At 61.2% G+C, this 22,215-nt stretch carries 17 protein-coding genes and 1 riboswitch; of the genes, 5 read left to right on the forward strand and 12 right to left on the reverse strand.

The window, feature by feature from the left end; genetic code table 11:
- Nucleotides 1-45 precede the first annotated feature (45 nt).
- A complete protein-coding gene (locus HX851_RS02380; RefSeq protein ID WP_019409572.1) occupies nucleotides 46-360 on the reverse strand; it encodes an SCP2 sterol-binding domain-containing protein in 315 nt (104 codons plus the stop codon).
- 57 nt (nucleotides 361-417) lie between these two features.
- Nucleotides 418-1,128 (reverse strand): histidine phosphatase family protein, encoded by a 711-nt coding sequence (locus HX851_RS02385; RefSeq protein WP_177056990.1) that lies wholly within the window; start codon nucleotides 1,126-1,128, stop codon nucleotides 418-420.
- Between the two features lie 206 nt (nucleotides 1,129-1,334).
- Here HX851_RS02385 and sohB point away from each other — a divergent pair, with 206 nt between their 5' ends.
- Together sohB and HX851_RS02395 are read left to right on the forward strand one after the other, a co-directional pair.
- Nucleotides 1,335-2,357: a protease SohB gene (gene sohB / locus HX851_RS02390; RefSeq protein ID WP_177056989.1), complete on the forward strand. Its 1,023-nt coding sequence runs from the start codon at nucleotides 1,335-1,337 to the stop codon at nucleotides 2,355-2,357.
- Between the two features lie 140 nt (nucleotides 2,358-2,497).
- Nucleotides 2,498-7,351: an NEL-type E3 ubiquitin ligase domain-containing protein gene (locus HX851_RS02395; RefSeq protein WP_256262737.1), complete on the forward strand. Its 4,854-nt coding sequence runs from the start codon at nucleotides 2,498-2,500 to the stop codon at nucleotides 7,349-7,351.
- Between the two features lie 40 nt (nucleotides 7,352-7,391).
- Here the strand turns inward: HX851_RS02395 and HX851_RS02400 are convergent, their stop codons facing one another.
- Both HX851_RS02400 and HX851_RS02405 read right to left on the reverse strand, forming a co-directional pair.
- Complete coding sequence (locus HX851_RS02400; protein ID WP_177056987.1) at nucleotides 7,392-7,886, reverse strand: DUF934 domain-containing protein; 495 nt, start codon at nucleotides 7,884-7,886, stop codon at nucleotides 7,392-7,394.
- Nucleotides 7,870-9,528 carry a nitrite/sulfite reductase gene (locus tag HX851_RS02405; RefSeq protein WP_177064840.1) on the reverse strand — a complete coding sequence of 553 codons (1,659 nt, stop codon included), beginning with the start codon at nucleotides 9,526-9,528 and terminating at the stop codon, nucleotides 7,870-7,872. The genes HX851_RS02400 and HX851_RS02405 overlap by 17 nt, the downstream gene beginning before the upstream one ends.
- 681 nt (nucleotides 9,529-10,209) lie before the next feature.
- On the opposite strand from HX851_RS02405, the gene HX851_RS02410 reads away from it, so the two are divergent.
- The gene (locus HX851_RS02410) at nucleotides 10,210-11,283 is read left to right on the forward strand and encodes an ABC transporter substrate-binding protein (protein ID WP_177056985.1); all 1,074 of its coding nucleotides are present in this window, start codon (nucleotides 10,210-10,212) and stop codon (nucleotides 11,281-11,283) included.
- Between the two features lie 45 nt (nucleotides 11,284-11,328).
- Here HX851_RS02410 and HX851_RS02415 read toward each other — a convergent pair whose 3' ends face one another.
- Nucleotides 11,329-11,547 carry a DUF2970 domain-containing protein gene (locus tag HX851_RS02415; RefSeq protein ID WP_177056984.1) on the reverse strand — a complete coding sequence of 73 codons (219 nt, stop codon included), beginning with the start codon at nucleotides 11,545-11,547 and terminating at the stop codon, nucleotides 11,329-11,331.
- Nucleotides 11,548-11,736: 189 nt separating this feature from the next.
- Complete coding sequence (gene metH, locus HX851_RS02420; RefSeq protein WP_177064842.1) at nucleotides 11,737-15,447, reverse strand: methionine synthase; 3,711 nt, start codon at nucleotides 15,445-15,447, stop codon at nucleotides 11,737-11,739.
- A gap of 152 nt (nucleotides 15,448-15,599) precedes the next feature.
- On the opposite strand from metH, the gene HX851_RS02425 reads away from it, so the two are divergent.
- Together HX851_RS02425 and nfuA are read left to right on the forward strand one after the other, a co-directional pair.
- On the forward strand, nucleotides 15,600-17,891 hold the full coding sequence (locus tag HX851_RS02425; protein WP_177064844.1) for a fatty acid cis/trans isomerase: 2,292 nt from the start codon (nucleotides 15,600-15,602) through the stop codon (nucleotides 17,889-17,891).
- A 133-nt stretch (nucleotides 17,892-18,024) separates the two neighbouring features.
- Nucleotides 18,025-18,609 carry a Fe-S biogenesis protein NfuA gene (gene nfuA / locus HX851_RS02430; protein WP_177056981.1) on the forward strand — a complete coding sequence of 195 codons (585 nt, stop codon included), beginning with the start codon at nucleotides 18,025-18,027 and terminating at the stop codon, nucleotides 18,607-18,609.
- A 188-nt stretch (nucleotides 18,610-18,797) separates the two neighbouring features.
- On the opposite strand, the gene HX851_RS02435 is transcribed toward nfuA, so the two are convergent.
- From HX851_RS02435 to HX851_RS02460, 6 genes are all read right to left on the reverse strand, one after another.
- Entirely contained in the window at nucleotides 18,798-19,229 is a 432-nt protein-coding gene (locus HX851_RS02435; protein ID WP_177056980.1) for an NUDIX hydrolase, read from the reverse strand.
- Nucleotides 19,230-19,243: 14 nt separating this feature from the next.
- A complete protein-coding gene (cobM, locus tag HX851_RS02440; RefSeq protein WP_177064846.1) occupies nucleotides 19,244-19,990 on the reverse strand; it encodes a precorrin-4 C(11)-methyltransferase in 747 nt (248 codons plus the stop codon).
- Between the two features lie 45 nt (nucleotides 19,991-20,035).
- Nucleotides 20,036-20,479, reverse strand: a complete 444-nt coding sequence (locus tag HX851_RS02445; protein WP_177056978.1) for a cobalamin biosynthesis protein — start codon at nucleotides 20,477-20,479, stop codon at nucleotides 20,036-20,038.
- Nucleotides 20,476-21,177, reverse strand: coding sequence for a CbtA family protein (locus tag HX851_RS02450; RefSeq protein ID WP_177056977.1), 702 nt, complete (start codon nucleotides 21,175-21,177; stop codon nucleotides 20,476-20,478). Before HX851_RS02450 ends, HX851_RS02445 begins: the two co-directional genes overlap by 4 nt.
- Nucleotides 21,178-21,206: 29 nt before the next feature.
- Complete coding sequence (locus HX851_RS02455) at nucleotides 21,207-21,392, reverse strand: CbtB domain-containing protein (RefSeq protein WP_177056976.1); 186 nt, start codon at nucleotides 21,390-21,392, stop codon at nucleotides 21,207-21,209.
- Nucleotides 21,393-21,490: 98 nt separating this feature from the next.
- A riboswitch (cobalamin riboswitch) is annotated at nucleotides 21,491-21,715 on the reverse strand.
- Between the two features lie 140 nt (nucleotides 21,716-21,855).
- On the reverse strand, nucleotides 21,856-22,212 hold the full coding sequence (locus tag HX851_RS02460; protein ID WP_177057186.1) for a response regulator: 357 nt from the start codon (nucleotides 22,210-22,212) through the stop codon (nucleotides 21,856-21,858).
- Nucleotides 22,213-22,215 lie beyond the last annotated feature (3 nt).

The raw sequence follows: 22,215 nt of genomic DNA on the forward strand, positions 1-22,215 counted from the left end.
TGTCAGGTCGCTATCGCTGGCAAGCCAGTTCCTACAATGGGCCTGTCAGGACGGGAACAGCTCGCTCAGCTTCATGGCCAGCATCATGTCGCCTTCAGCGCGCAGCTTGCCGCCCATGAAGGCCTGCATGCCGTCGGTTTCACCGCTGACGATGCCTTCCAGGGTTTCGCCGTCCATCACCAGGGTCACTTGCGCGTCCGGGTTTTCGCCTTCCAGCAGTTCGCAGGTGCTGTCCTTGACGACCAGCGAGAAGTTCTTGGTGTCGTCGATACGGAAACCGAACACCAGATCCAGGCCGGCAGCGGCGGCTGGGTTGAATTTGGCTTTCATTGCTTGTACGGCATCGGCTACAGAAGTCATGGATCGATCCTTTTATGGGTGATGACAGCGACCCCAAGGGTCACGGTTGGCCGGTTCTCAACGGAAGGTGATGAGTTCCGGCGCCTTCAGCAGTTGCAAGTGCGTTTGACTGTTGAAGGAAGCCAGGGCCACCTCGCGACCACGGAACTTGAGTTGGTTGAGCGAGGTGTTGACGATTTGCCAGTTCAGCTCGAATGCCTGTCGTGCGGGCATCCGGGTGATCAGGTGGAGCAGGGCGGTAATGGTGCCGCCCGAGGTGAATACGGCGATTTTGCGGGTGTTGTCGGCGCTGTCGAGGATGCGCTGCAGTCCGGCCTGGACACGGTCGACGAATTCCAGCCAGCTTTCCAGGCCTGACGGATCGTGGCTGCCATCGAGCCAGCGCTCGATGATCAGGGCGAAGATACGCTGGAACTCGCCACGGTTCTGCGCCGCATTGCGCAGGATGTGCAGGGCTTCGGGTTCGTCCGGCAGCAGGCCGGGGAGCAGGGCGCGGATCACCGCGTCGGCATCGAACTCGTTGAAGGCCGGGTCGATCTCCAGCGGCGGCACCGGCAGGCCGACAGGGGCGAACTGCTCCAGGGCCAGGGACGCGGTGTCCTGCTGGCGGCGCAAGTCACCGGCCAGGCAGCGGTCGAAGCTCAGGCCCAACTCGGCCAGGTGCTGGCCGAGGATCTGCGCCTGACGCACGCCGACCGGCGACAGGACATCGTAGTCGTCGGCACCGAAGGAGGCCTGGCCATGTCGAATCAGGTAGATACTGCCCACGTCCGCGTCGTCCCGGTACGTTGAAGTTCTGGCGAGGTTATGAGGATGCCGGAAGCCTGTCAATGAAAAAACATACGCTCGTTTGAAATGTTTGTTAGAGACTTGTTTCCCGGCATGACGGTGGCTGGCCGCAGGGCTGTCCCGACGGTATGCTTGAGGCATCACGCCCCCAAAGCCGGGGGTAGCCTCGTTTTTAAGGAGTCACCGTGGAGTTTCTTGCAGAGTACGCAAGTTTTCTGGCTAAAACCGTCACCCTGGTCATCGCCATCGTCGTGGTGCTGGTCGTCGCGGCTTCATTGCGCAGCAAAGGGCGGCGCAAGTCCGCCGGCCAGTTGCAGGTCAGCAAGCTCAACGATTTCTACAAGGGCCTGCGCGAGCGCCTGGAGCAGACCTTGCTCGACAAGGACCAGCTCAAGGCGCTGCGCAAGCAGCAGGGCAAGGACGACAAGAAACAGAAGAAACAGCCGGAGGCCAGGCCACGGGTGTTCGTGCTGGACTTCGACGGCGATATCAAGGCGTCGGCTACCGAAAGCCTGCGTCACGAAATCACCGCCCTGCTGACCCTGGCAACCCCCAAGGACGAAGTGGTACTGCGCCTGGAAAGCGGTGGCGGCATGGTTCACAGCTATGGCCTGGCCTCCTCGCAACTGGCGCGTATCCGCCAGGCCGGCGTGCCCTTGACGGTGTGCATCGACAAGGTCGCGGCCAGCGGCGGCTACATGATGGCCTGCATCGGCGAGAAGATCATCAGCGCACCCTTTGCCGTGCTCGGTTCCATCGGCGTGGTGGCGCAGTTGCCCAACGTCAACAAGCTGCTGAAGAAACACGATATCGACTTCGAAGTGCTGACCGCCGGCGAATACAAGCGCACCCTGACGGTTTTCGGCGAGAACACCGACAAGGGCCGCGAGAAGTTCCAGGAAGACCTGGACATCACCCACCAGTTGTTCAAGAACTTCGTTTCCCGCTACCGCCCGCAACTGGCCATCGACGATGTAGCCACCGGCGAGGTCTGGCTGGGTATTGCCGCGCTGGACAAGCAACTGGTCGATGAGTTGCGCACCAGTGACGAATACCTGGCCGAACGCGCCAAGGCGGCCGAACTGTTCCATCTGCATTACGCCGAGCGCAAGAGCCTGCAGGAACGTGTCGGGCTGGCCGCCAGCGGCTCCATCGAACGTGTGCTGCTCAACGCCTGGAGTCGCCTGACCCAGCAGCGTTTCTGGTAAGACCCCGCCGATTGGCCTCCATCGGTATTCATCGATGGAGGTCATCCCGCCCGCTACTGACCCACCAGCTATAAGTACCCCTGTTTCCTGTCGCGCGATCAATACGCTGGAGCCTCTAATGGATATCCAGGTTGATTGCCATGGAAAAAACAAACGTCATTGAGCCAGGCCCGGCACCTGCCGCGGCGGGCATTCATTTCGATACGGTCAGGGAAAAGATTCCCCGTTGGCTCTATCAGGCCGCTCCGGAAATACGCCTGCTGTTTCGCGAGCACCTGCTGGCGCTGGAGACGTCGAGACATGAAGTCCGGCAGATCATGGCGCAGTTGCAGAAAATCGACGTGTTCTGCATGCCGCGTCTGGTCCAGGCGCTGGAGCGACAGCTCAACCGCGACCAGGCGTTGCAAGACGCCCGGTTTGTCAGGATCGATGCCACTTACCTGTCCAGTATCTTCGAGGACAAACTCTACAGTTTTGCCCACAGCCAGACACTGCTGGAGGCGGCTTTGCAGAACTTCGAGGCCGACGAGGCCGAGCAAGGGGCACTGAAAGACAAGGCCGTTATCCAGTTTCCCGGTGGCGCCGCGGGCATCAAGACGTCGCTGACACCGGAAGACTTTGCCTGGGCCTGTCGAGCCCTGGACCTAGGGGGCTTGTATCAGGCGCATATCGACAGTGTGTTCAACCCTCTCGATCAGCCGTCAGCCAATGGGGCTTCGTCGGTCAAGCGGCACTTTGCCGAGTATGACAAACAGACGCTGGCGGTGACCGCCGATATCGCCTACATGAAGGGCGAGATCACGGCGCAGACCTACGCTTTGCTCGGGGAGTTGGTCAACGGACAAACAGGCTTGAAGCTCGGCGGTGAACTGCTGCATTGCAGTCGGATGAAAATGTTCGATATCGAGCTGAGTGGATGGGTGGTCATGGGCGCGAAGCTGGTGGAAGGCTCGACATTGCCCTGCATTGCCTACATTCCGGATGATCCGCGTGGCCCCTTGAAGCGCTACAGCCACTTTGTACTCTTTGAACATGACCTGACCCTGAAACTCCGGGATCCGTCCTACCAGCAGTTTTTTGCCCGTTTTGTCCCCGAGAACCACCGGCTGCGGTTCTTTCGCACCCTCAAGGCCAGTTTGTTGTCCCTGGACCACAAGTGGTTGCCCGTGCCGGCAATTTTCCAATACATCCCGTTGATCGAAGTACCCATCGACGGTGATCTGTTCGAGAGCTTTCAGCGGCAGCGCCATTCGCAGATCAAGGCACACGCGCGATTGCTGGCGGTACCCACGGCCGATGTCGACGCCCGGGTGCGCCAGGCACGCCTGGACGCCTACCGTGAAGCCGGCTTGAGTCTGTTGGCGCTGGCCTTGTCGTTCGTGCCAGTGATTGGCCAGATCATCCTGGCGGCGGCCGTGGTGAAGATGGTCGTGGAAGTCTATGACGGGTTTTCGGCCTGGCAACTGGGAGAAAAACGCGAGGCTCTCGGCTACCTGCTGGGGGTGGCTGAAGACATTGCGCTATTGGCGGCCGGGGCCGGGGTGGTAAAGGGCGGCAGCGCCCTGTTCAAGACGCTGGCCCCGGCATCCGTCGACGCCCTGGTCTCCGTTGAGGCGCCGGAAGGCGGGCGTCGATTGTGGAAGGCCGATCTTGTTCCCTACGAGCGGGACGTCCTGCTGCCGGAGGATCTCCTGGCCAATGAGTTGGGGCTCTATCCGTATCAGGGTGATCTCTATCTACCAATGGCAGGGAAACTCTATGCGGTGAGGTATGACAGGGCTCGCCTGCAATGGCAGATTGAACACCCGGCTGGCGGACCGCTCCACGCCGTGCCACTCAAATACAACCGTACCGGTGTCTGGCAAACGATTTACGAGCGGGTGGCGGACTGGCCCGTGGAGCAATTGTTCCGGCGTCTCGGTGAACCGATGGTCGGGCTCGGTAACCAGGTGCGCTTGCAGATCCGTCAGTTGTGCTCCGCCCAGGAGAGTGTGTTGCGCAAGGCGCTGGCGGATAATCAACCGGTACCCGCGCTGATGCTCGATACCATCAAGCGCTTCCGGATCGACCAGGCCATCAGCGATTTTATCAGCGAGGTGCCCGACGCTATCTCGCGCACGCTGAAGCAGGGCGATCTGCGCTTGCGGGTGCTGACATCACTGCCCGACTGGCCGGAAAACCGCGTTATCCAGGTGCTCGATGGCTCGGGTGAAATCATGGGGGAGTATGGTCGACGTGCCTCCGAACAGTTCTCCTCGCTGCAGATCATCGAGCCACAGCTCAAGAATGGTGACCTCCTCAAGTCGACGCTGAACATGCTCAGTCAGTCCGAGCGCCACACGTTGCTCGGCGCTGATCTGGCGGAGAGCGGGATGCGTGTCCGGCTCTTGAGCCAGCACCTCAGGCAATGGGCCGGACAACGACGGCAATGGCTGTTCGATGAGTTATATGTCGCGAGCGAGAAAACCGGGGATGCCAGGGTCAATCGTATTCTCGGGGTCTTCCCCGGGCTGCCGGGAAGTGTCGCACGGGAGTTGATCGCCCACGCCAGCAGCGCCGAACTCGCTCTTCTCAACGAACGGGTGCCGCTGCGCTTCTCGGAGGAGATCCGCTGGTACTTCAAGCAACTGAAGCTTAACCGTGTGTGCGAGAGCTGGTATTTGCTGGCGCCGCAATATGCCGAGGCAGATCGTCTCGCATTGCATACGCTTGGACGATTGCCGGGCTGGCCGGGCAGCGGGTTGCGCATCGAGCTGCGCAAACTGCGTTTTACCAGCGAGGCCGCTGAACGGGTGGGGGATCCGGATATCGCCACGCCGCGGGTGATTCTCAAGGTCGGTCGGGAGTACAACGCGTTCGATCACTCGGGGATTTTCCTGGGCCGGGCGGATAACATTTTCGACGCCATGGTTCGTGCCTTGCCGGAGCCCGATAGCGTTGCCCTTGGACTCGGCGGCGCCAGGCGGGGCACATGGCTCAAGGAGCAGATTGTCGACCAGATTGCCCGAGACCCTCATGCCGCCCAGGAAACACTGGGCCTGGCTCCTCTCAGTCGTCGATTCAGGCCGCCGATGCGCCTGGCCTCGGGTCGCATCGGCTACCCGATGAGTGACGGCGGCAGGATCCTGGGCTATTCCGAACGGTTGATCGGTCGTGTGCGCGACCTGTATCCGGGATTTTCCTCGGAAGAGGTGGGGAGTTTTCTCACCGCACTGCACCTGCCCGAGTCTGCCTGCCTGGTGGAACTCGAACGCCTGCGAGAGGAGTATGAGTTGTTGTTTGCCACGTTGGACAAGTGGGTACAGCGCCAGACCTGGAGACGTGTGCGCGGCACCTTGCAGGTCGCGCCCGTGGCCCTCGACAACAAGCAGCGGGTGGCCGATGCGATCCTGGCCTGCTGGAGAAGACAGTCCAACCGCAATCTGTTGGCTGGGCAGTACTTCTACGAGTTGGACCTCTTGGGCATGCGTGTCGGGGATTTGCCGGCGATCACTGCCGACTTCAGCCATGTGGGCTTTCTGTTCATGAATGACATGGCTGTCGCCAGCAGCGAAGTTTCATTTTTATCGCGCTTCAGGCAGCTACGCTGGCTGTCCATGGGCTTCAACCATCTGAGCAGCCTGCCGGAGGAACTGGGGAGCATGTCCGAGCTGGCCCATCTGCACCTGCCCGGCAACCAGATTGTGCTGAATGCCGAGGCATCCGCCGTACTGGCCCGCCTGACTCGGCTGAAATTTCTCAACCTTTCCGACAATCCGTTGTTCCTGCCGCCTGATGTCAGCCAGATGAGCGAACTGGAGAGCTTGTTACTGCGTCATGCGGAGCTGGACCGCTGGCCTGTCGGGTTGTCGGGATTGCGCAACCTGCAACGCGTGGACTTGCGCGACAACCGGATCTCGACGATCCCCGAGGCCGTGTACTCCGGACCGGCCTCCATCAACCGGGTTACCCACCTGCATGACAATCCACCGCTTTCCGCTGAGGGCATGCGGCGTTTGCAACGTTACGAGCGCGAAACCGGCATCAACTTCGGCATCGATACCCCAGGCCGGCAGCGCCCCCATGCCGTACGCCGAACGCCGTCGTTGCGTGAGTGCGATCACTGGCTGGATGCGGTGCCCGCCGAGCAGAAGATCCCGAAAGAACAACAGTGGCAGTTGCTTTATCGGCAGCAGGGCTCCGAAGACTTTTTCAAACTACTGGCGGACCTGACGGGCACCGCCGAATACCGCGAGGCACGCCAGGATCTAAGTCTGAGGGTCTGGCAGGTCGTGGATGCGGCCAGCCAATACACTGAATTGCGTGAAGAGTTGTTTGTTTCGGCCTCCCATCCGCAAACCTGTTCCGATGGCGCGGAACTGGTCTTCAGCGACATGGAGGTCAGGGTCCTGGTGAATCAGGCTAGGGCAATGGCTGCGGGCACCCCGGCCGCGACCGAGCTGAATCTGCTCAGGCTGGCGCGAGGCCTGTGGCGCCTGGATGAGGTCGAGGCCCTGGCCCAGGCGGATATCGAGGCGCGATTGAAGGTGGCCGGCGCGGCGCGGGTCGATCCGGTTGAGGTGAGGCTGGCCTATCGCATTGGCCTGAAGGAGCGACTTCGCTTGCCGGGCCAGCCTGGACACATGACGTTTACCGAATTGGCCCGAGTGACGGAGCAGGATCTGGACAGGGCCCATGCGAGGGTGCTGGCCCGGGAGCAGTCCCCGGCCTATGCGCGCTCCCTGGCGAATCGCGAGTTCTGGATCGACTACCTGAAAGAGCACAACCCTTCGTCGTTCAAGGACATCGACGAGCAGCATCAGGAGGCTGTCTGCGCGCTGGATTCCCTGCGTACCAGCAGAAGCAGTCCGGATTGGCATGAGTTCATTGATATTGAACTGGAGGCGCAGATGGGCGATCAGCTCAAGGCATGGCGGGAGGCGCAGGCCCATGAAGCACTGGTACTGACCGGAAAAACACTGGCGAGGATTCCAGAGGAAGAGCTTGATGCATGAATGTCGGCCCGGGCGCGGTATACGCCCGGGCCGGACAGGCTCAACGGCGACGGAACAGCGGCAGCGGTTCGTCGGTGGCGGCCTGGTAGGTCACCGAGAAGTCCTTGAGGCTTTCGAGGGCTTCGTACGGGTCCTTGTCGGCCCGCAGCGCGTAGGCATCGAAGCCGCAACGACGCAGGTAGAACAGCTGGTCGCGCAGGACATCGCCGATTGCCCGCAACTCGCCCTTGTAACCGTAGCGGTCACGCAGCAGGCGGGCGTTGGAGTAGTTACGGCCGTCGGTGAAGGCCGGGAAGTTCAGGGCAATCACCTGGAAGTGCTGCAGGTCATCACCGATTTCCTCGGCTTCCTCATCGGCGTCCAGCCACACGCCCAGGCCACCGTCGCGGGCCTTGAGGGCGTGAGCGTGCTCGCGCCACAGGGCCAACGGCACGATCAGGTCGTCGCAGTTGGTAATGCCGTCGAGGTTCGCGTCCTTGGGCAGCAGGTGCCAGGTTTCGTCGATGACCTCGTTGTTTTTAATGATTCGCTGCATAGACGCGTTCCTTGAAGAGGTCGATGCCGATACGTTGGTAGGTGTCGATGAAGCGCTCGTCTTCGGTACGTTGTTCCACGTACACGTCGATCAGCTTCGAGATCACGTCGGGCATGTCGTCCTGGGCGAAGGACGGGCCGAGGATCTTGCCCAGGCTGGCATCGCGGCTGGCGCTGCCACCCAGGGACACCTGGTAGAACTCTTCGCCTTTCTTGTCCACCCCGAGGATGCCGATATGACCCACATGGTGGTGACCGCAGGCGTTCATGCAACCGGAGATGTTCAGGTCCAGTTCACCGATGTCGAACAGGTAGTCCAGGTCGTCGAAACGGCGCTGGATCGATTCGGCGATCGGGATCGACTTGGCGTTGGCCAGGGAGCAGAAATCACCGCCCGGGCAGCAGATGATATCGGTCAGCAGGCCGATGTTCGGCGTGGCGAAACCGTGTTCGCGCAGTTCGCCCCAGAGGGTGAACAACTGGCGCTGTTCGACATCGGCGAGAATGATGTTCTGCTCGTGGGAGGTGCGCAGTTGGCCGAAGCTATAGCGGTCGGCGAGGTCGGAGATGGCTTCGAACTGCTTGTCGGTGACATCGCCCGGGGCAACGCCGGTAGGCTTGAGCGACAGGGTCACGGCGATATAACCGGGCTTCTTGTGGGCCAGGGTATTGCGCGTGCGCCAGCGGGCGAAGCCGGGGTGCTGCTGGTCCAGGGCGGCGAGTTGTGCCGCCTGGTCGTCCAGCGCCTTGTAGTCCGGATCGACGAAGTGCCTGGCGACGCGCTGCACTTCCGCTTCGGTCAGGGTGGTCTGGCCGCCACGCAGGTGGGCCATCTCGGCCTCGACCTTCTCGGCGAAGACCTCGGGGGTCAGGGCCTTGACCAGGATCTTGATCCGCGCCTTGTACTTGTTGTCACGACGGCCGTAGCGGTTGTAGACCCGCAGGATGGCGTCCAGATAGCTCAACAGGTCCTGCCATGGCAGGAACTCGTTGATAAAGGCGCCGACCACCGGGGTACGGCCCAGGCCACCGCCGACCAGCACGCGGAAACCCAACTCGCCGGCAGCGTTGTACAGCGGCTCGAGGCCGATATCGTGGACTTCGATGGCGGCACGGTCGGACGTCGAGCCGTTGATCGCGATCTTGAACTTGCGCGGCAGATAGGCGAATTCAGGGTGGAAGGTGGTCCACTGGCGAACGATCTCGCACCATGGGCGCGGGTCGACCAACTCATCGGCGGCCACCCCGGCAAACTGGTCGGTGGTGACGTTGCGCAGACAGTTGCCGCTGGTCTGGATCGCGTGCATCTGCACGGTCGCCAGCTCGGCGAGGATATCGGGGATGTCTTCCAGTGCCGGCCAGTTGAACTGGACGTTCTGCCGGGTACTGATATGGGCATAGCCCTTGTCATAGTCGCGGGCGATCTTGGCCATCATCCGCGTCTGCCGTGATGTCAGCTGGCCGTAGGGCACGGCGACACGCAGCATCGGCGCGAAACGCTGGATATAAAGGCCATTTTGCAGGCGCAGAGGGCGGAACTCTTCTTCACTCAGTTCACCGGCCAGATAGCGTCGGGTCTGATCACGGAACTGCTTGACGCGGTCCTCGATGATCCGCTGATCGTACTCGTCGTATACGTACATATTGATCCTGTTTTCAGGCTTTTATAGGTCCCGCGAAAGCACAAGCGCAGTCACGTTACCTGAACAATTCCGCGCGCACGGCCGCGCACTCCTGCAAGGAGCCGGCGCAAGATAGCAGTTTGCATTTATGCGCAAAAGTGATGTTTTTGAATATGAACATAACCAGAATCGATAAGCAGGTTCGCCCGGCAAAGACCTTGGTTGTGATAGGGGCAATTGTCGTCTTAACTATCGGTGAGTCTTCGAGCAATCACCGATAAAACCGACAAGAGGCGATGCGATGGGCAATTCAACCAAAGCAAGGAAAAGCGACAGTACGGTCGATGCCTGGGCGATCCTGTTCCTGATCATCCTGGTGGTGGGCACCGCGGTGTTCTGGGTCAGCCACAAATAACGCGGCATTCACTGCCGCTGCACTGAAGCACAATCTGCCGTCACTGTGGGAGCGAGCTTGTTCCCGGTGGCGTTCCGGCGATAAACATCAGGGTACCGTCTGTCTGTTTCAGGCCCGGGGTTATCGTTGACGCCTGCCGCGAGCAAGTTCGTTTCCACAGAGGAGGGCGTCGATGCCTGCTCATCACGGTGTAATGACGCGAATCGTCGGACAATTTCGATGATCTGTCGCGGTGTCCGGGTATTTTGCTTGCTATCATGCGCCGCTATTTTCCGGGGCGCGGTGACATGCTGAAGACTCTCTGCAAAGGGTTGTTGATCCTGAGCCTGCCATTCTGGGCAGTGGCCCAGGCCACGACCGTGGTGTTTCTCAATCCCGGCTATTGCACCGAGCCCTTCTGGCGCAGCTACAGCGACTTCATGCAGGCGGCGGCGCGCAATCTCGGCCTGCAACTGGAAGTGCGTTACGCCGACCGCAACCCGCAGACCAGCATCGCCCAGGCCCACGACATCCTGCAGGCCGCGCAACGGCCCGACTACCTGCTGTTCGTCAATGAACAATACATTGCTCCACAGATCCTGCGGATGGCCCAGGGTAGCGGGGTGAAGCTGTTCCTGGTCAACAATGCGCTGACGGCCGATCAGAGCGAGCATCTGGGGGCGGCCCCCGAACTGCTCGGCAGCTTGATGCAGAACGACGAGGAGGGCGGTTACCTGATGCTTCAGGAGCTGATCCGCCTGCGTACCTTGCAGGCGCCCGGCCAACCCATCGAACTGCTGGCCTTTGCCGGCATGAAGCTGACGCCGGCCTCGCAACTGCGCGAAAAAGGTCTGCGCCGGGCCTTGGCCGAGCATCCCGAGGTGCACTTGCGACAACTGGTCTATGGCGAGTGGAGCCGCCAACGGGCCTTCGATCAGGCCGAGCAGATGATTCGGCGTTACCCGCAGGCTACGCTGGTGTGGGCCGCCAATGACGAAATGGCCCTGGGTGTCATGGACGCCGTTGAAAAAGCGGGACGCCAGCCGGGGCGGGATGTGCTGTTCAGTGCGGTCAATAGCTCCCCGCAGATTCTTCAGGCGCGTATCGACGGACGCCTGAGCGTGTTGCTGGCCGGGCATTTCACCCTGGGGGCCTGGGCGATGGTGCTGCTGCGTGACGATGCCGACGGCATCGACTTCGCCCGTCATGGTGGCCGGGAACGCCAGATACCGGTGCTTCAACTGATCGACAGGGCACAGGCCAAACGCCTGCTGAGCCTTGGCGGCACGGATGATTATCACGTCAACTTCAGGAAACTGAGTGCCCGCGGCCAACCGGACAGTTACCGTTATCCCTTCTCGCTGAAAACCGTGTTGCCCTGAACACACCGTTGCCGGTCGCAGTCACGCAGCAAGGTGCCGCGGATATCAGACACCGGCAAACAGCAGCACCAGTTTCACGATGCCGAACAGCGCCAGTGCGAACACGGCGGTGAACAGGATGCCCAGGATGACGAAATGGCTAGGTTTGCCGTGGGTGAAATCGCGGGCGCGGTTTCTCCCGCTTTGCACGCCGAAGGCAGCCGCCATCACGCTGTGCAGCATCTGCCAGAAGGTCGGGGGTTTGTTGTCGATCGGGTCGTTCATAAGCCCTCCACACAGGTCTGTGTGTGGAGAGCATAGACAATTATCAGCCGCGAGATCGTTCCCACACTGATCGTTCCCACGCTCCAGCGTGGGAATGCCTCACTGGACGCTCCGCGTCCGCTCTGCACGGTGACGCGGAGCGTCACGGGCTGCATTCCCACGCAGAGCGTGGGAGCGATCAGTAAGGACTCAGTTGTCGTAGCCGAGGTTCGGCGCCAGCCAACGCTCGCTGACGCTCAGGTCCTGGCCCTTGCGTGCGGTGTAGCTTTCCACCTGGTCCTTGTCGACCTTGCCCACGGCGAAATACTGCGCCTGCGGGTGGGCGAAGTACCAGCCACTGACCGCCGCTGCCGGGAACATCGCATAGTGCTCGGTGAGGAACACGCCGCTCTTGCCGGCCTTGCCTTCGCTGGCGTCCGGGTCCAGCAGGGAGAACAGCGTACCTTTCTCGGTGTGGTCCGGGCAGGCTGGATAGCCGGGAGCAGGGCGGATACCGCTGTATTGCTCCTTGATCAGCGCTTCGTTGTCCAGTTGCTCTTCCTTGGCATAACCCCAGTAGTCCTTGCGGACCTGCTGGTGCAGCCATTCGGCACAGGCCTCGGCCAGACGGTCGGCAAGGGCCTTGACCATGATCGAGTTGTAGTCGTCGCCCTTGTCCTGGTAGGCCTTGGCCACTTCCTCGGCGCCGATCCCGGCGGTGGTGATGAAACCACCCACATAGTCGGTGATGCCGCTGTCCTTCGGTGCGACGAAGTCGGCCAGGGAGAAATTCGGCTTGCCATCGGTCTTGATGATCTGCTGGCGCAGATGATGCAGTTTGGCCAATGGCTGGCCGTCTTCACCATAGACCTCGAGGTCATCGTCCTTCACCTGGTTGGCCGGCCAGAAGCCAAACACGGCGCGGGCACTGATCAGCTTCTCGTTGATCAGTTTGTCGAGCATTTCCCGGGCATCGGCATACAGCGCGGTAGCGGCTTCGCCGACCACTTCGTCTTCGAGGATGCGCGGGAACTTGCCGGCCAGGTCCCAGGAGATGAAGAACGGCGTCCAGTCGATGTATTCGGCGAGGACTTTGAGGTCGATATTGTCCAGCACCCGGGCGCCGGTGAAGGTCGGTTTGACCGGCTGGTAGCTGCTCCAGTCGAACTGCGGTTTCTTGGCAATCGACGCGGCGTAGCTCAGGCGTTCGGTACGGGCGCTGCGGTTGGCGGTGCGCTCGCGGACTTCGACGTATTCCTCGCGGGTCTTCTGGACGAAACCGGCCTTGAGTTCCCTGGACAGCAGTTGCGTCGCCACGCCCACGGCGCGGGAGGCGTCGGTAACGTAGATCACCGCGTCATTGCTGTACTTCGGCTCGATTTTCACCGCCGTGTGGGCCTTGGAGGTCGTCGCGCCGCCGATCATCAGTGGCAGGTGGAAATCCTGGCGCTGCATTTCGCGGGCGACGTGGACCATTTCATCCAGTGACGGAGTGATCAGGCCGGAGAGGCCGATAATGTCGCACTTCTGCTCCTTGGCTACCTGCAGGATCTTCTCCGCCGGCACCATCACGCCGAGGTCGACGATATCGTAGCCATTGCAACCGAGGACCACGCCGACAATGTTCTTGCCGATGTCGTGGACATCGCCCTTGACCGTGGCCATGAGGATCTTGCCCTTGGCTTCCGGCTTGTCGCCTTTCTCCAGTTCGATGAACGGAATCAGGTGAGCCACCGCCTGTTTCATCACTCGGGCGGATTTCACCACCTGGGGCAGGAACATTTTCCCGGCGCCGAACAGGTCGCCGACGATGTTCATGCCGGACATCAACGGGCCTTCGATCACTTCGATCGGGCGCTTGAAGGACTGACGCGATTCCTCGGTATCCTCGACGATATGCGTGGTGATGCCCTTGACCAGCGCGTGCTCCAGGCGCTTGTTGACGGGCCAGCCGCGCCATTCCTCGGTCTCGGCTTCCTTGACGCTGCCGTCGCCCTTGTACTTGTCGGCGATGGCGAGGAGGGCGTCGGTGCCTTCCGGGGTGCGGTTGAGGATCACGTCCTCGACAGCGTCACGCAATTCGGCCGGGATCTGGTCGTAGATTTCCAGCTGGCCGGCGTTGACGATACCCATGGTCAGGCCGTTGCGGATTGCGTACAGCAGGAACACCGAGTGGATCGCCTCGCGCACCGGGTTGTTGCCACGGAACGAGAAGGACACGTTGGACACGCCGCCGCTGGTCAGCGCATAGGGCAACTCGTCACGGATATAGGCGCAGGCGTTGATGAAGTCGACGGCGTAGTTGTTGTGCTCTTCGATGCCGGTGGCCACGGCGAAGATGTTCGGGTCGAAGATGATGTCTTCCGGCGGGAAGCCGACTTCGTTGACCAGGATGTCGTAGGAGCGCTTGCAGATTTCCTTCTTGCGCGCCTCGGTGTCGGCCTGGCCGGCTTCGTCGAAGGCCATCACCACCACGGCGGCGCCATAGCGCTTGCACAGCTTGGCATGGTGAATGAACTGCTCGACGCCTTCCTTCATGCTGATGGAGTTGACGATGCCCTTGCCCTGGATGCACTTGAGGCCGGCTTCGATCACTTCCCACTTGGAGGAGTCGATCATGATCGGCACACGGGAGATATCCGGCTCACCGGCGATCAGATTGAGGAAGGTCACCATGGCCTTCTGCGAATCGAGCATCCCTTCGTCCATGTTGATGTCGATTACCTGGGCGCCGGCTTCCACCTGCTGCAGGGCGACTTCCAGGGCTTCGGTGTAGTTGTCTTCGCGGATCAGCCGGGCGAAGCGCGCGGAACCGGTGATGTTGGTCCGCTCGCCGACGTTGACGAACAACGACTGGCGATCAATGGTGAACGGTTCCAGGCCGGACAGGCGGCAGGCCTTGGGGATATCCGGGATGACCCGTGGCGCGTAGCCGGCGACCGCCTTGGCGATGGCCGCGATATGGCCGGGAGTGGTCCCGCAGCAACCGCCGACGATGTTCAGGAAGCCGCTCTGGGCGAATTCTTCGATGACCTTGGCGGTTGCTTCCGGTAGTTCATCGTACTCGCCGAACTCGTTCGGTAGGCCGGCGTTCGGGTGCGCGGAAACACGGGTGCTGGCCTTGTTCGACAGTTCTTCCAGGTACGGGCGCAGTTCGCTGGCACCGAGGGCGCAGTTCAGACCGACCGAGATCGGCTTGGCGTGCGCCACCGAGTTCCAGAAGGCTTCGGTGGTCTGGCCCGACAGGGTACGGCCGGAGGCATCGGTGATGGTCCCGGAGATCATGATCGGCAGTTCGAGGCCCAACTCTTCGAACACCCCTTGCACGGCGAAGATCGCCGCCTTGGCGTTGAGGGTGTCGAAGATGGTTTCGATCAGGATCAGGTCCGCGCCGCCCTCGATCAGACCTTTGGTGGCCTCGGTGTAGTTCTCCACCAGCTCGTCGAAGGTGACGTTGCGGTAGCCGGGGTTGTTCACGTCCGGCGACAGCGAGCAGGTGCGGCTGGTCGGGCCGAGTACACCCGCGACGAAGCGCGGCTTGGCAGGGTTCTCCAGGGTCTTGGCGTCGGCTATCTTGCGCGCCAGTCGTGCGCCTTCGACGTTCAATTCGTAGGCCAGCTCTTCCATGCCGTAGTCGGCCATGGAGATGCGCGTGGCGTTGAAGGTGTTGGTTTCCAGGATGTCGGCACCGGCATCCAGGTAGGCTTTTTCAATGCCGCCGATCACGTCCGGGCGGGTGATGACCAGCAGGTCGTTGTTGCCCTTGACGTCGCTTGGCCAGTCAGCGAAGCGTTTGCCGCGATAATCCTGCTCTTCAAGCTTGTAGCTCTGGATCATCGTGCCCATGCCGCCATCAAGAATCAGGATGCGTTCTTTGAGGGCTTGCTGGAGAGCGTGTAGGCGAGCACTGCGATCGGACATGGGACTACCTGGAAAGACGGACACAGAAGAGGCGCGATAATAGCAAACCTGTACTCTTTTAGAGTGTGTCCGGGTTTTGCATGAATATCGCTCATGTTTAAAAGGCGATGACGCTGTAGAATCATTGCGTTTTTATTTTCAGGATCAGGGCTATGTCGTACCGCTTTATCAGCGCTTTTCTACTGCTGTTGCTCAGTAGTGCCACTCAGGCGCAGAGCCCGGTCCCGACGATCTCCTATACCCGTGATGTCCAGCCGATCTTTACCGAGAAATGCGTGGCCTGCCATGCCTGCTATGACGCGGCCTGCCAGCTCAACCTGGGCAGTGCCGAGGGCGCGGCGCGCGGCGCGTCGAAGATCCCGGTGTACAACGGCGACCGCAGCAAGGCCTCGCATCCGACCCGGCTGTACATAGACGCCCAGACTCCGCGGCAATGGCAGCAGAAGAAGTTCTATTCGGTGCTGGATGCCCAGGGCAGCCAGGCGGCCCTGATGGCGCGCATGCTGGAACTGGGGCACCGGGCGCCGTTGCAGCCCAATGCCAAGCTGCCGGAAGACATCGTGCTGGGCCTGAACCGCGAGAACATGTGCCCAATGCCCGGCGAGTTCGACGCGTACGCCGGTGCGCACCCGAAAGAAGGCATGCCCCTGGCCGTGACCGGCCTGACCGACCAGCAATACCAGACACTGCAGCGCTGGCTGGCCGCCGGTGCGCCGATGGATGCCCAGGCCCTGGCGCCGAGTGCCCGGGAGTCACTGCAGATCGCCCAATGGGAAAACCTGCTCAATGCCCCGGGCGCAAGGGAAAGCCTGGTGGGGCGCTGGCTCTACGAGCACTGGTTCCTGGCGCATATCTACTTTGAAGGTGGCGAGCCGGGTCACTTTTTCCAGTGGGTGCGTTCGCGCACGCCGAGCGGCCAGCCGATCGATCTGATCAATACCCGGCGGCCGAACGATGACCCGGGGACCCAGGTGTACTACCGGCTATGGCCGGTACAGGGGGTGATCGTCCACAAGACTCATATCACCTACGCCCTCAGCGCGGCGAAGATGGCCCGGGTCAAGACCCTGTTCTACAGCGGCAACTGGCAGGTGACCGCCTTGCCGGGCTACGGCCCGCAGCGTCGGGCCAACCCGTTCGAGACCTTCGAGGCGATTCCGGCGGCGGCGCGCTACCAGTTCATGCTCGATAACGCCGAGTACTTCGTCGACACCTTTATCCGTGGGCCGGTCTGTCGTGGGCAGATTGCTACCGATGTGATTCGCGACAACTTCTGGGCGTTGTTCCAGGCGCCCGAGCACGACCTGTATATCACCGATCCGAGTTATCGCGGCGCGGCCACGCCGTTGCTGGCGATGCCCGGGCAGAACGACGATGTCGGCAGCGTGCTGAGCCTGTGGCTGGCCTATCGCGACAAACGCAACGAGTATGAAGCCCTGCGCAAGGACGCCTACGCGCGGGTGCCGGCGCCCAGTTGGTCGAGCCTGTGGGCCGGCAATGACAACGCCTTGCTGAGCATTTTCCGCCACTTCGACAGCGCTACCGTCAGCAAGGGGCTCATTGGCGAAGTCCCGCAGACCATGTGGCTGTTCGACTATCCGTTGCTGGAGCGCACCTATTACCAGTTGGCGGTCAACTTCGACGTATTCGGCAATGTCTCGCACCAGGCGCAGACCCGGCTGTACTTCGACCTGATCCGCAACGGCGCCGAACAGAACTTCCTGCGCCTGATGCCGGCGGATTCCCGGGAGGCCTACCTCGATGACTGGTACCAGAACAGCGGCAAGCTGAAGATGTGGCTGGACTACGAGAATATCGACGACGACAAGCCAAGTGCCCTGAAGCTCGATGAAAAGGAGCCGAAACTCGATTTCGCCAGGCAGTTGATGACACGCTACGGCGATCTCAATGCCCATCCCGATCCGATCAATCGTTGCGAGGGTGCCTATTGTTCACGACCGAATATCGCCCCGGCTTTGCAGGAGGCCGAACAGTCCCTGAGTCGCCTGACCTCGCGGCCGGCCGCCGGGCTCAAGGTCATCGACCAGTTGCCGGAAGCGACGATGCTGCGCATCGAGACCCGTGACGGCAAGCGTGAGATCTACAGCCTGCTGCGCAATCGCGCCCACAGCAACGTGGCCTTCATGCTCGGCGAGGCCTACCGCTATCAGCCGGGTTTGGATACGGTGACTATCTACCCGGGGATTCTCACCAGCTATCCCAATTTCATGTTCAATATCCCCGCCGAGCAGGTGCCAGCGTTTGTCGATGCCATGGAGCAGGTCAAGGATGCCGCCGGATTCGAGCAGATCGTCCGGCGCTGGGGGATTCGCCGCAGTCATCCGCAGTTCTGGCAGTACTTCCACGACCTGACGACCTACCTGCAGGAAACCGACCCGGTCAATGCCGGAGTGCTGGACATGAATCGCTACGAGAACCTCTGAGGGAGTCGGGCATCACCGGGAAGCGGGGCTCATGTGTGCCCCCATGCGGCTGCCGCTTTTCCGACAAAAATACTAGGACTTTGTCCGGCGGCCCGATTGGCGTAAACTGGCGTCAAGTCTGTGAGGAGATTCCATGAGCGCCATAACCATTACCGATGCCGCCCACGATTATCTGGCTGATCTGCTGTCGAAGCAGAACACCCCGGGGATCGGCATCCGCGTTTTCATTACCCAGCCGGGTACCCAGTACGCCGAAACCTGCATTGCCTACTGCAAACCGGGCGAGGAAAAGCCTGAAGACACCGCGCTGGGGCTGAAAAGCTTCACCGCGTGGATCGATTCCTTCAGCGAAGCCTTTCTCGACGATGCGGTGGTCGACTACGCCACCGACCGCATGGGCGGCCAACTGACCATCAAGGCGCCAAACGCCAAAGTGCCGATGGTCAACGCCGACAGCCCGGTCAACGAGCGTATCAACTACTACCTGCAAACCGAGATCAACCCGGGTCTGGCCAGTCATGGCGGCCAGGTCAGCCTGATCGAGGTGGTCGAGGACGGTATCGCCGTGCTGCAGTTCGGTGGTGGTTGCCAGGGCTGCGGCCAGGCGGACGTGACCTTGAAGGAAGGCATCGAGCGGACCTTGCTCGAACGTATTCCCGAACTCAAGGGCGTACGTGACGTGACCGACCATACGCAGAAAGAAAACGCCTACTACTGAGTCCGGTAGCAGGGCGTTCGCTGCGTCCGGTTGAATGAAAAAACGGTGCCCGTGAGCACCGTTTTTTTATGCGGGATCGGTTGTGGCTGCTCCGCCGCATTCGCGCCGCCACATGAGTATTGAGGCCTGGCGCCGTTCCTGCAGGAGCCGGGCTTGGCCGCGAAGAGGCCACCGATATCCCCACAAAACTACGAAACCAATCCACGACCTTCAAGGTAATGGCGCAACCGCTCCTGCAAATAGGGCACCCCCAGCGGGTGCTCCAGGTACTCGGCAATCGACATCATCCGCCAGTACTGGCCTTCGTCACCAAAGCTGATCGCCTCGATTTCCGCCAACTCCAGTTGCCCCACCAGAAACCACGAATGGGTGTCGGGCTGGGTGACACTGGGATAGCGCCGGGCCCATTCGATGCGTTCGGCGTCGATCTGCAGGGAAAACTCTTCGTCCAGCTCCCGCAGTGCGCATTCGCTCGGCGTTTCATCGCCTTCGCGACCGCCACCGGCAAAGTCCCAGTGTCCGGGGTAGGGGATGCTGTCCTTCATGTCGCGCAGATAGGTCAGTAGCTCGTCACCGCAGATCAGCGCCAGCTTGGCACCGGAAAACAGCTGTTCGGACATCGGGATTCTCCAGTTCAACGCCGATAAAGATGCGCATGGCCGGCACGGTACAACGAAGATTCGCTGAAGTGGTCACTGCCCAGTACGCGTCCCACCAGGATCAGCGCCGTGCGGCGAAAGCCCTTGGCCTCGACCTTGGCCAGGATATCGGCAAGCGTACCCTGGGCCCAGTCCTGATCGGGCCAGGTCGCACGATGGATCACCGCGATCGGACAATCCACACCGTAATGGGGTAGCAGTTCCTCGATGATCCTGGCCAGGTGATTGACCCCGAGGTGAATCGCCATGGTCGCCCCGTGCCGGGCCAGGTTGCCCAGTTCTTCGCCGGCCGGCATCGCGGTCTTGTCGGCATAGCGGGTGAGGATCACGCTCTGGGAAATATCCGGCAGCGTCAGTTCGACACCGAGCAAGGCCGCGCAGGCCGCGGTCGCGGTCACCCCTGGGACGATTTCAAAGGCAATGCCCAGTTCGCGCAGGTGGCGGATCTGTTCGCCGATGGCGCCATACAGCGAAGGGTCTCCCGAGTGCACTCGCGCGACATCCTGGCCCAGGGCGTCGGCCGCCTTGATCAGGTCGATGATCTGTTCCAGGTGCAGTTCGGCGCTGTTGACCACCTGCATCGCGCTATGGCCTTCCAGCACCGCTTCAGGTACCAACGAACCGGCGTAGATGATCACCGGGCAACGATGGATCAGGCGCTGGCCCTTGACGGTAATGAGTTCCGGATCGCCGGGGCCGGCACCGATGAAATAGACGGTCATGACACTCTCTGAACGGGTCTGCGCAAGGCTTTACATGAACAATGTTCATGCAGGAGGAGGGGATTGTCGAGGGTTTTGCCCGGTCCAGGCCAGTGCAAAGGTAGCCAACGGATGTTTCTGGCGTGAAATAAGCAGGCTCGCGCAGGCTTGGCCCAGGCGTTCGGCGAGAGCCAGCGCGGCACTTTCGGCGACACCATGGCAGCCGGTACGTTCGAAGGCCAGGCTGGATCGATGGCTCAGGCCCGGTTCGTAAGGTGCCAGTTCATCGGCACTGAAGAACAGCAAAGGCAGATTCAAGCGCTGCGCCAGTTCGAGAAGCCCCGGCTCTTGCCGTTTACCATCAATACTCGCCAAGCCCTTGATCTGCGTGAGGTCGATCTGATGGGTCAGCAGCGATTGCTCAAGCAATGCCTGCAAGGTCGCCGCGCTGCAACCTTGCCGGCAGCCAAAGCCAACCGCGAGGATTGGCGTCGCCAGGGTTTCACTCATGCCGAGTAATGATCGTCGGCCTTGCGCCGGAACAACCAGGCGCTGATCAGGCCCAGGGCCAGCCAGAATGCCGCGTTGGTCAGTTGCGAAGCGATCTTGAACTGCGCTTCCAGTTCCTCCGGCGCGAGGCTGGAGTGAACTTCCGGTTGCGGTGCGCCGATCACGTGGGGCACCACGACAATCGCCACGCCCAGTACCTTGAGCGCCCAATGCTTGCCGAAGACCACCAGGGCAATGGCAACCGCGGTGGACGCCGCGGTGCCGACCCACCAGATCTGCCGCTGCAGCAGGTCCGCCGCGGCGGTGCCGGGCAGCTCCGGCGGCAGGCCGAGGGTCGGCGCCAGGCAGAAGGTCGCATAACCGGCCAGGCCCCAGAGCAGGCCCTGGGAAGTGCGGTTCGGTGTGCGCAGGGTATAGAGGCCCGCCAGCATCAGGGCGAAGCCGACCGCGACCACCAGGTTGCCGCCGGTAGTGGAAAGCACGCGCTGCCAGCCATCTTCCGGCTCCCAGGCTTCTTCATCATGAGTGTGACCGGCCATGGCCGCATCGGCGTGTTCGTGTACCTCGGTGGCGGGTGCTTTCTCGTAGGTCTCGGCCTGGAGAATCAGCGGGGCGACCCAGAAGCTCTGCAGCAGGGTCAGCAGCAATGCCGCCAGCAGGCCGGTGAAACCCGCTGTTTGGGCTATACGCTTGATCATGTCGGTATTCTCTATGGTCAGGCCAGGGCTCAATGGCACGGAAAGGCGGAGCTGTGACGGGTATCGTGGGCGGCGTTGTGGACCGCTTCGATATGCGAGAAACCGGCGAAATAGACCAGCAGTGCGCCGAGTACGCTGGCGCCGATGGCGGCGACGATGCGTTGGCTCCGGGTGGTGGTGGCAGCGCTCGAGTGGCTGGTGGTGGTGATCGACATGGCCCTTCCCTCTGAAATGTCAGCAGGCGGCCAAGCGCGAAAAAACCTCGGCGAGCGGGTGCCCGGAGGTTTCAACAGCGCCTGCCCACCGCAGGTTTGTTATTCGATATTTCCGGGCCGGTCTCCGGGCTTGCGAGGGATCCGGGCAGGGCTCGGACCTTCAAGCGTCGCCTTCCCATGCCGCTAACGGCACAGTGGATCTGACGCTTCTCTCGCTTACCGTTGCGGGGGCAGCACCGGAGTTGCCAGGCTCGATAAAGATCGGCCGACGCACCGGTTTCCCGTTTCACCCTGTGAAGGGCACCCAGAACAAGGCGGTTAGGAAAACATGCGGTTACCCGGCGCGTCAATAAAAGCGGATGCCGGTTACGTATTGCGGTGCCTCGGGCGGGCGGCCGGAGGGACGGGCGAGAGTGCAACTTAAAGTGATTTCTAGAATATAAAAATAAACAAAATCAATGAGTTAAATAATTGATTTGATCTTGTTTCTTAGTTGATCAATAGAAAAAGGCTTGCCGATCAGGTGCATGTCGGGCGGTATCTCGATGCTTTCGGCGTAACCGCTGGCAAACAGGATCGGCAACCCTGGTCGCACCTTTCGCGCTGCTGTTGCCAGTTCACGGCCATCCATTCCGGGCAGGCCGACATCTGTCATCAGCAGGTCGATCGACCTGCTGATGTCGTTGATGAACGCCAATGCCAGATCGCTGCTGCTGGCTTCCAGTACGTTGAACTCCAGTTCCTCCAGCACATCGACAATCAGCATGCGGACAATGGTGTCGTCTTCGACAACGAGGATGGTGGCGTCTGCTGCGCACATAGT

This window comes from Pseudomonas gingeri (genome assembly GCF_013385635.1).
GTDB classification, from domain to species: domain Bacteria; phylum Pseudomonadota; class Gammaproteobacteria; order Pseudomonadales; family Pseudomonadaceae; genus Aquipseudomonas; species Aquipseudomonas gingeri_A.

Excerpts from the sequence above, each read along its gene's own strand:
- nfuA (WP_177056981.1), top strand. The coding sequence starts at position 18,025 with ATGAGCGCCATAACCATTACCGATGCCGCCCACGATTATCTGGCTGAT.
- cobM (WP_177064846.1), bottom strand. The coding sequence starts at position 19,990 with ATGACCGTCTATTTCATCGGTGCCGGCCCCGGCGATCCGGAACTCATT.
- HX851_RS02415 (WP_177056984.1), bottom strand. The coding sequence starts at position 11,547 with ATGAACGACCCGATCGACAACAAACCCCCGACCTTCTGGCAGATGCTG.
- HX851_RS02450 (WP_177056977.1), bottom strand. The coding sequence starts at position 21,177 with ATGATCAAGCGTATAGCCCAAACAGCGGGTTTCACCGGCCTGCTGGCG.
- HX851_RS02425 (WP_177064844.1), top strand. The coding sequence starts at position 15,600 with ATGTCGTACCGCTTTATCAGCGCTTTTCTACTGCTGTTGCTCAGTAGT.
- HX851_RS02460 (WP_177057186.1), bottom strand. The coding sequence starts at position 22,212 with ATGTGCGCAGCAGACGCCACCATCCTCGTTGTCGAAGACGACACCATT.
- HX851_RS02455 (WP_177056976.1), bottom strand. The coding sequence starts at position 21,392 with ATGTCGATCACCACCACCAGCCACTCGAGCGCTGCCACCACCACCCGG.
- HX851_RS02445 (WP_177056978.1), bottom strand. The coding sequence starts at position 20,479 with ATGAGTGAAACCCTGGCGACGCCAATCCTCGCGGTTGGCTTTGGCTGC.
- HX851_RS02400 (WP_177056987.1), bottom strand. The coding sequence starts at position 7,886 with ATGCAGCGAATCATTAAAAACAACGAGGTCATCGACGAAACCTGGCAC.
- HX851_RS02405 (WP_177064840.1), bottom strand. The coding sequence starts at position 9,528 with ATGTACGTATACGACGAGTACGATCAGCGGATCATCGAGGACCGCGTC.
- HX851_RS02410 (WP_177056985.1), top strand. The coding sequence starts at position 10,210 with ATGCTGAAGACTCTCTGCAAAGGGTTGTTGATCCTGAGCCTGCCATTC.
- HX851_RS02395 (WP_256262737.1), top strand. The coding sequence starts at position 2,498 with ATGGAAAAAACAAACGTCATTGAGCCAGGCCCGGCACCTGCCGCGGCG.
- HX851_RS02435 (WP_177056980.1), bottom strand. The coding sequence starts at position 19,229 with ATGTCCGAACAGCTGTTTTCCGGTGCCAAGCTGGCGCTGATCTGCGGT.
- HX851_RS02380 (WP_019409572.1), bottom strand. The coding sequence starts at position 360 with ATGACTTCTGTAGCCGATGCCGTACAAGCAATGAAAGCCAAATTCAAC.
- metH (WP_177064842.1), bottom strand. The coding sequence starts at position 15,447 with ATGTCCGATCGCAGTGCTCGCCTACACGCTCTCCAGCAAGCCCTCAAA.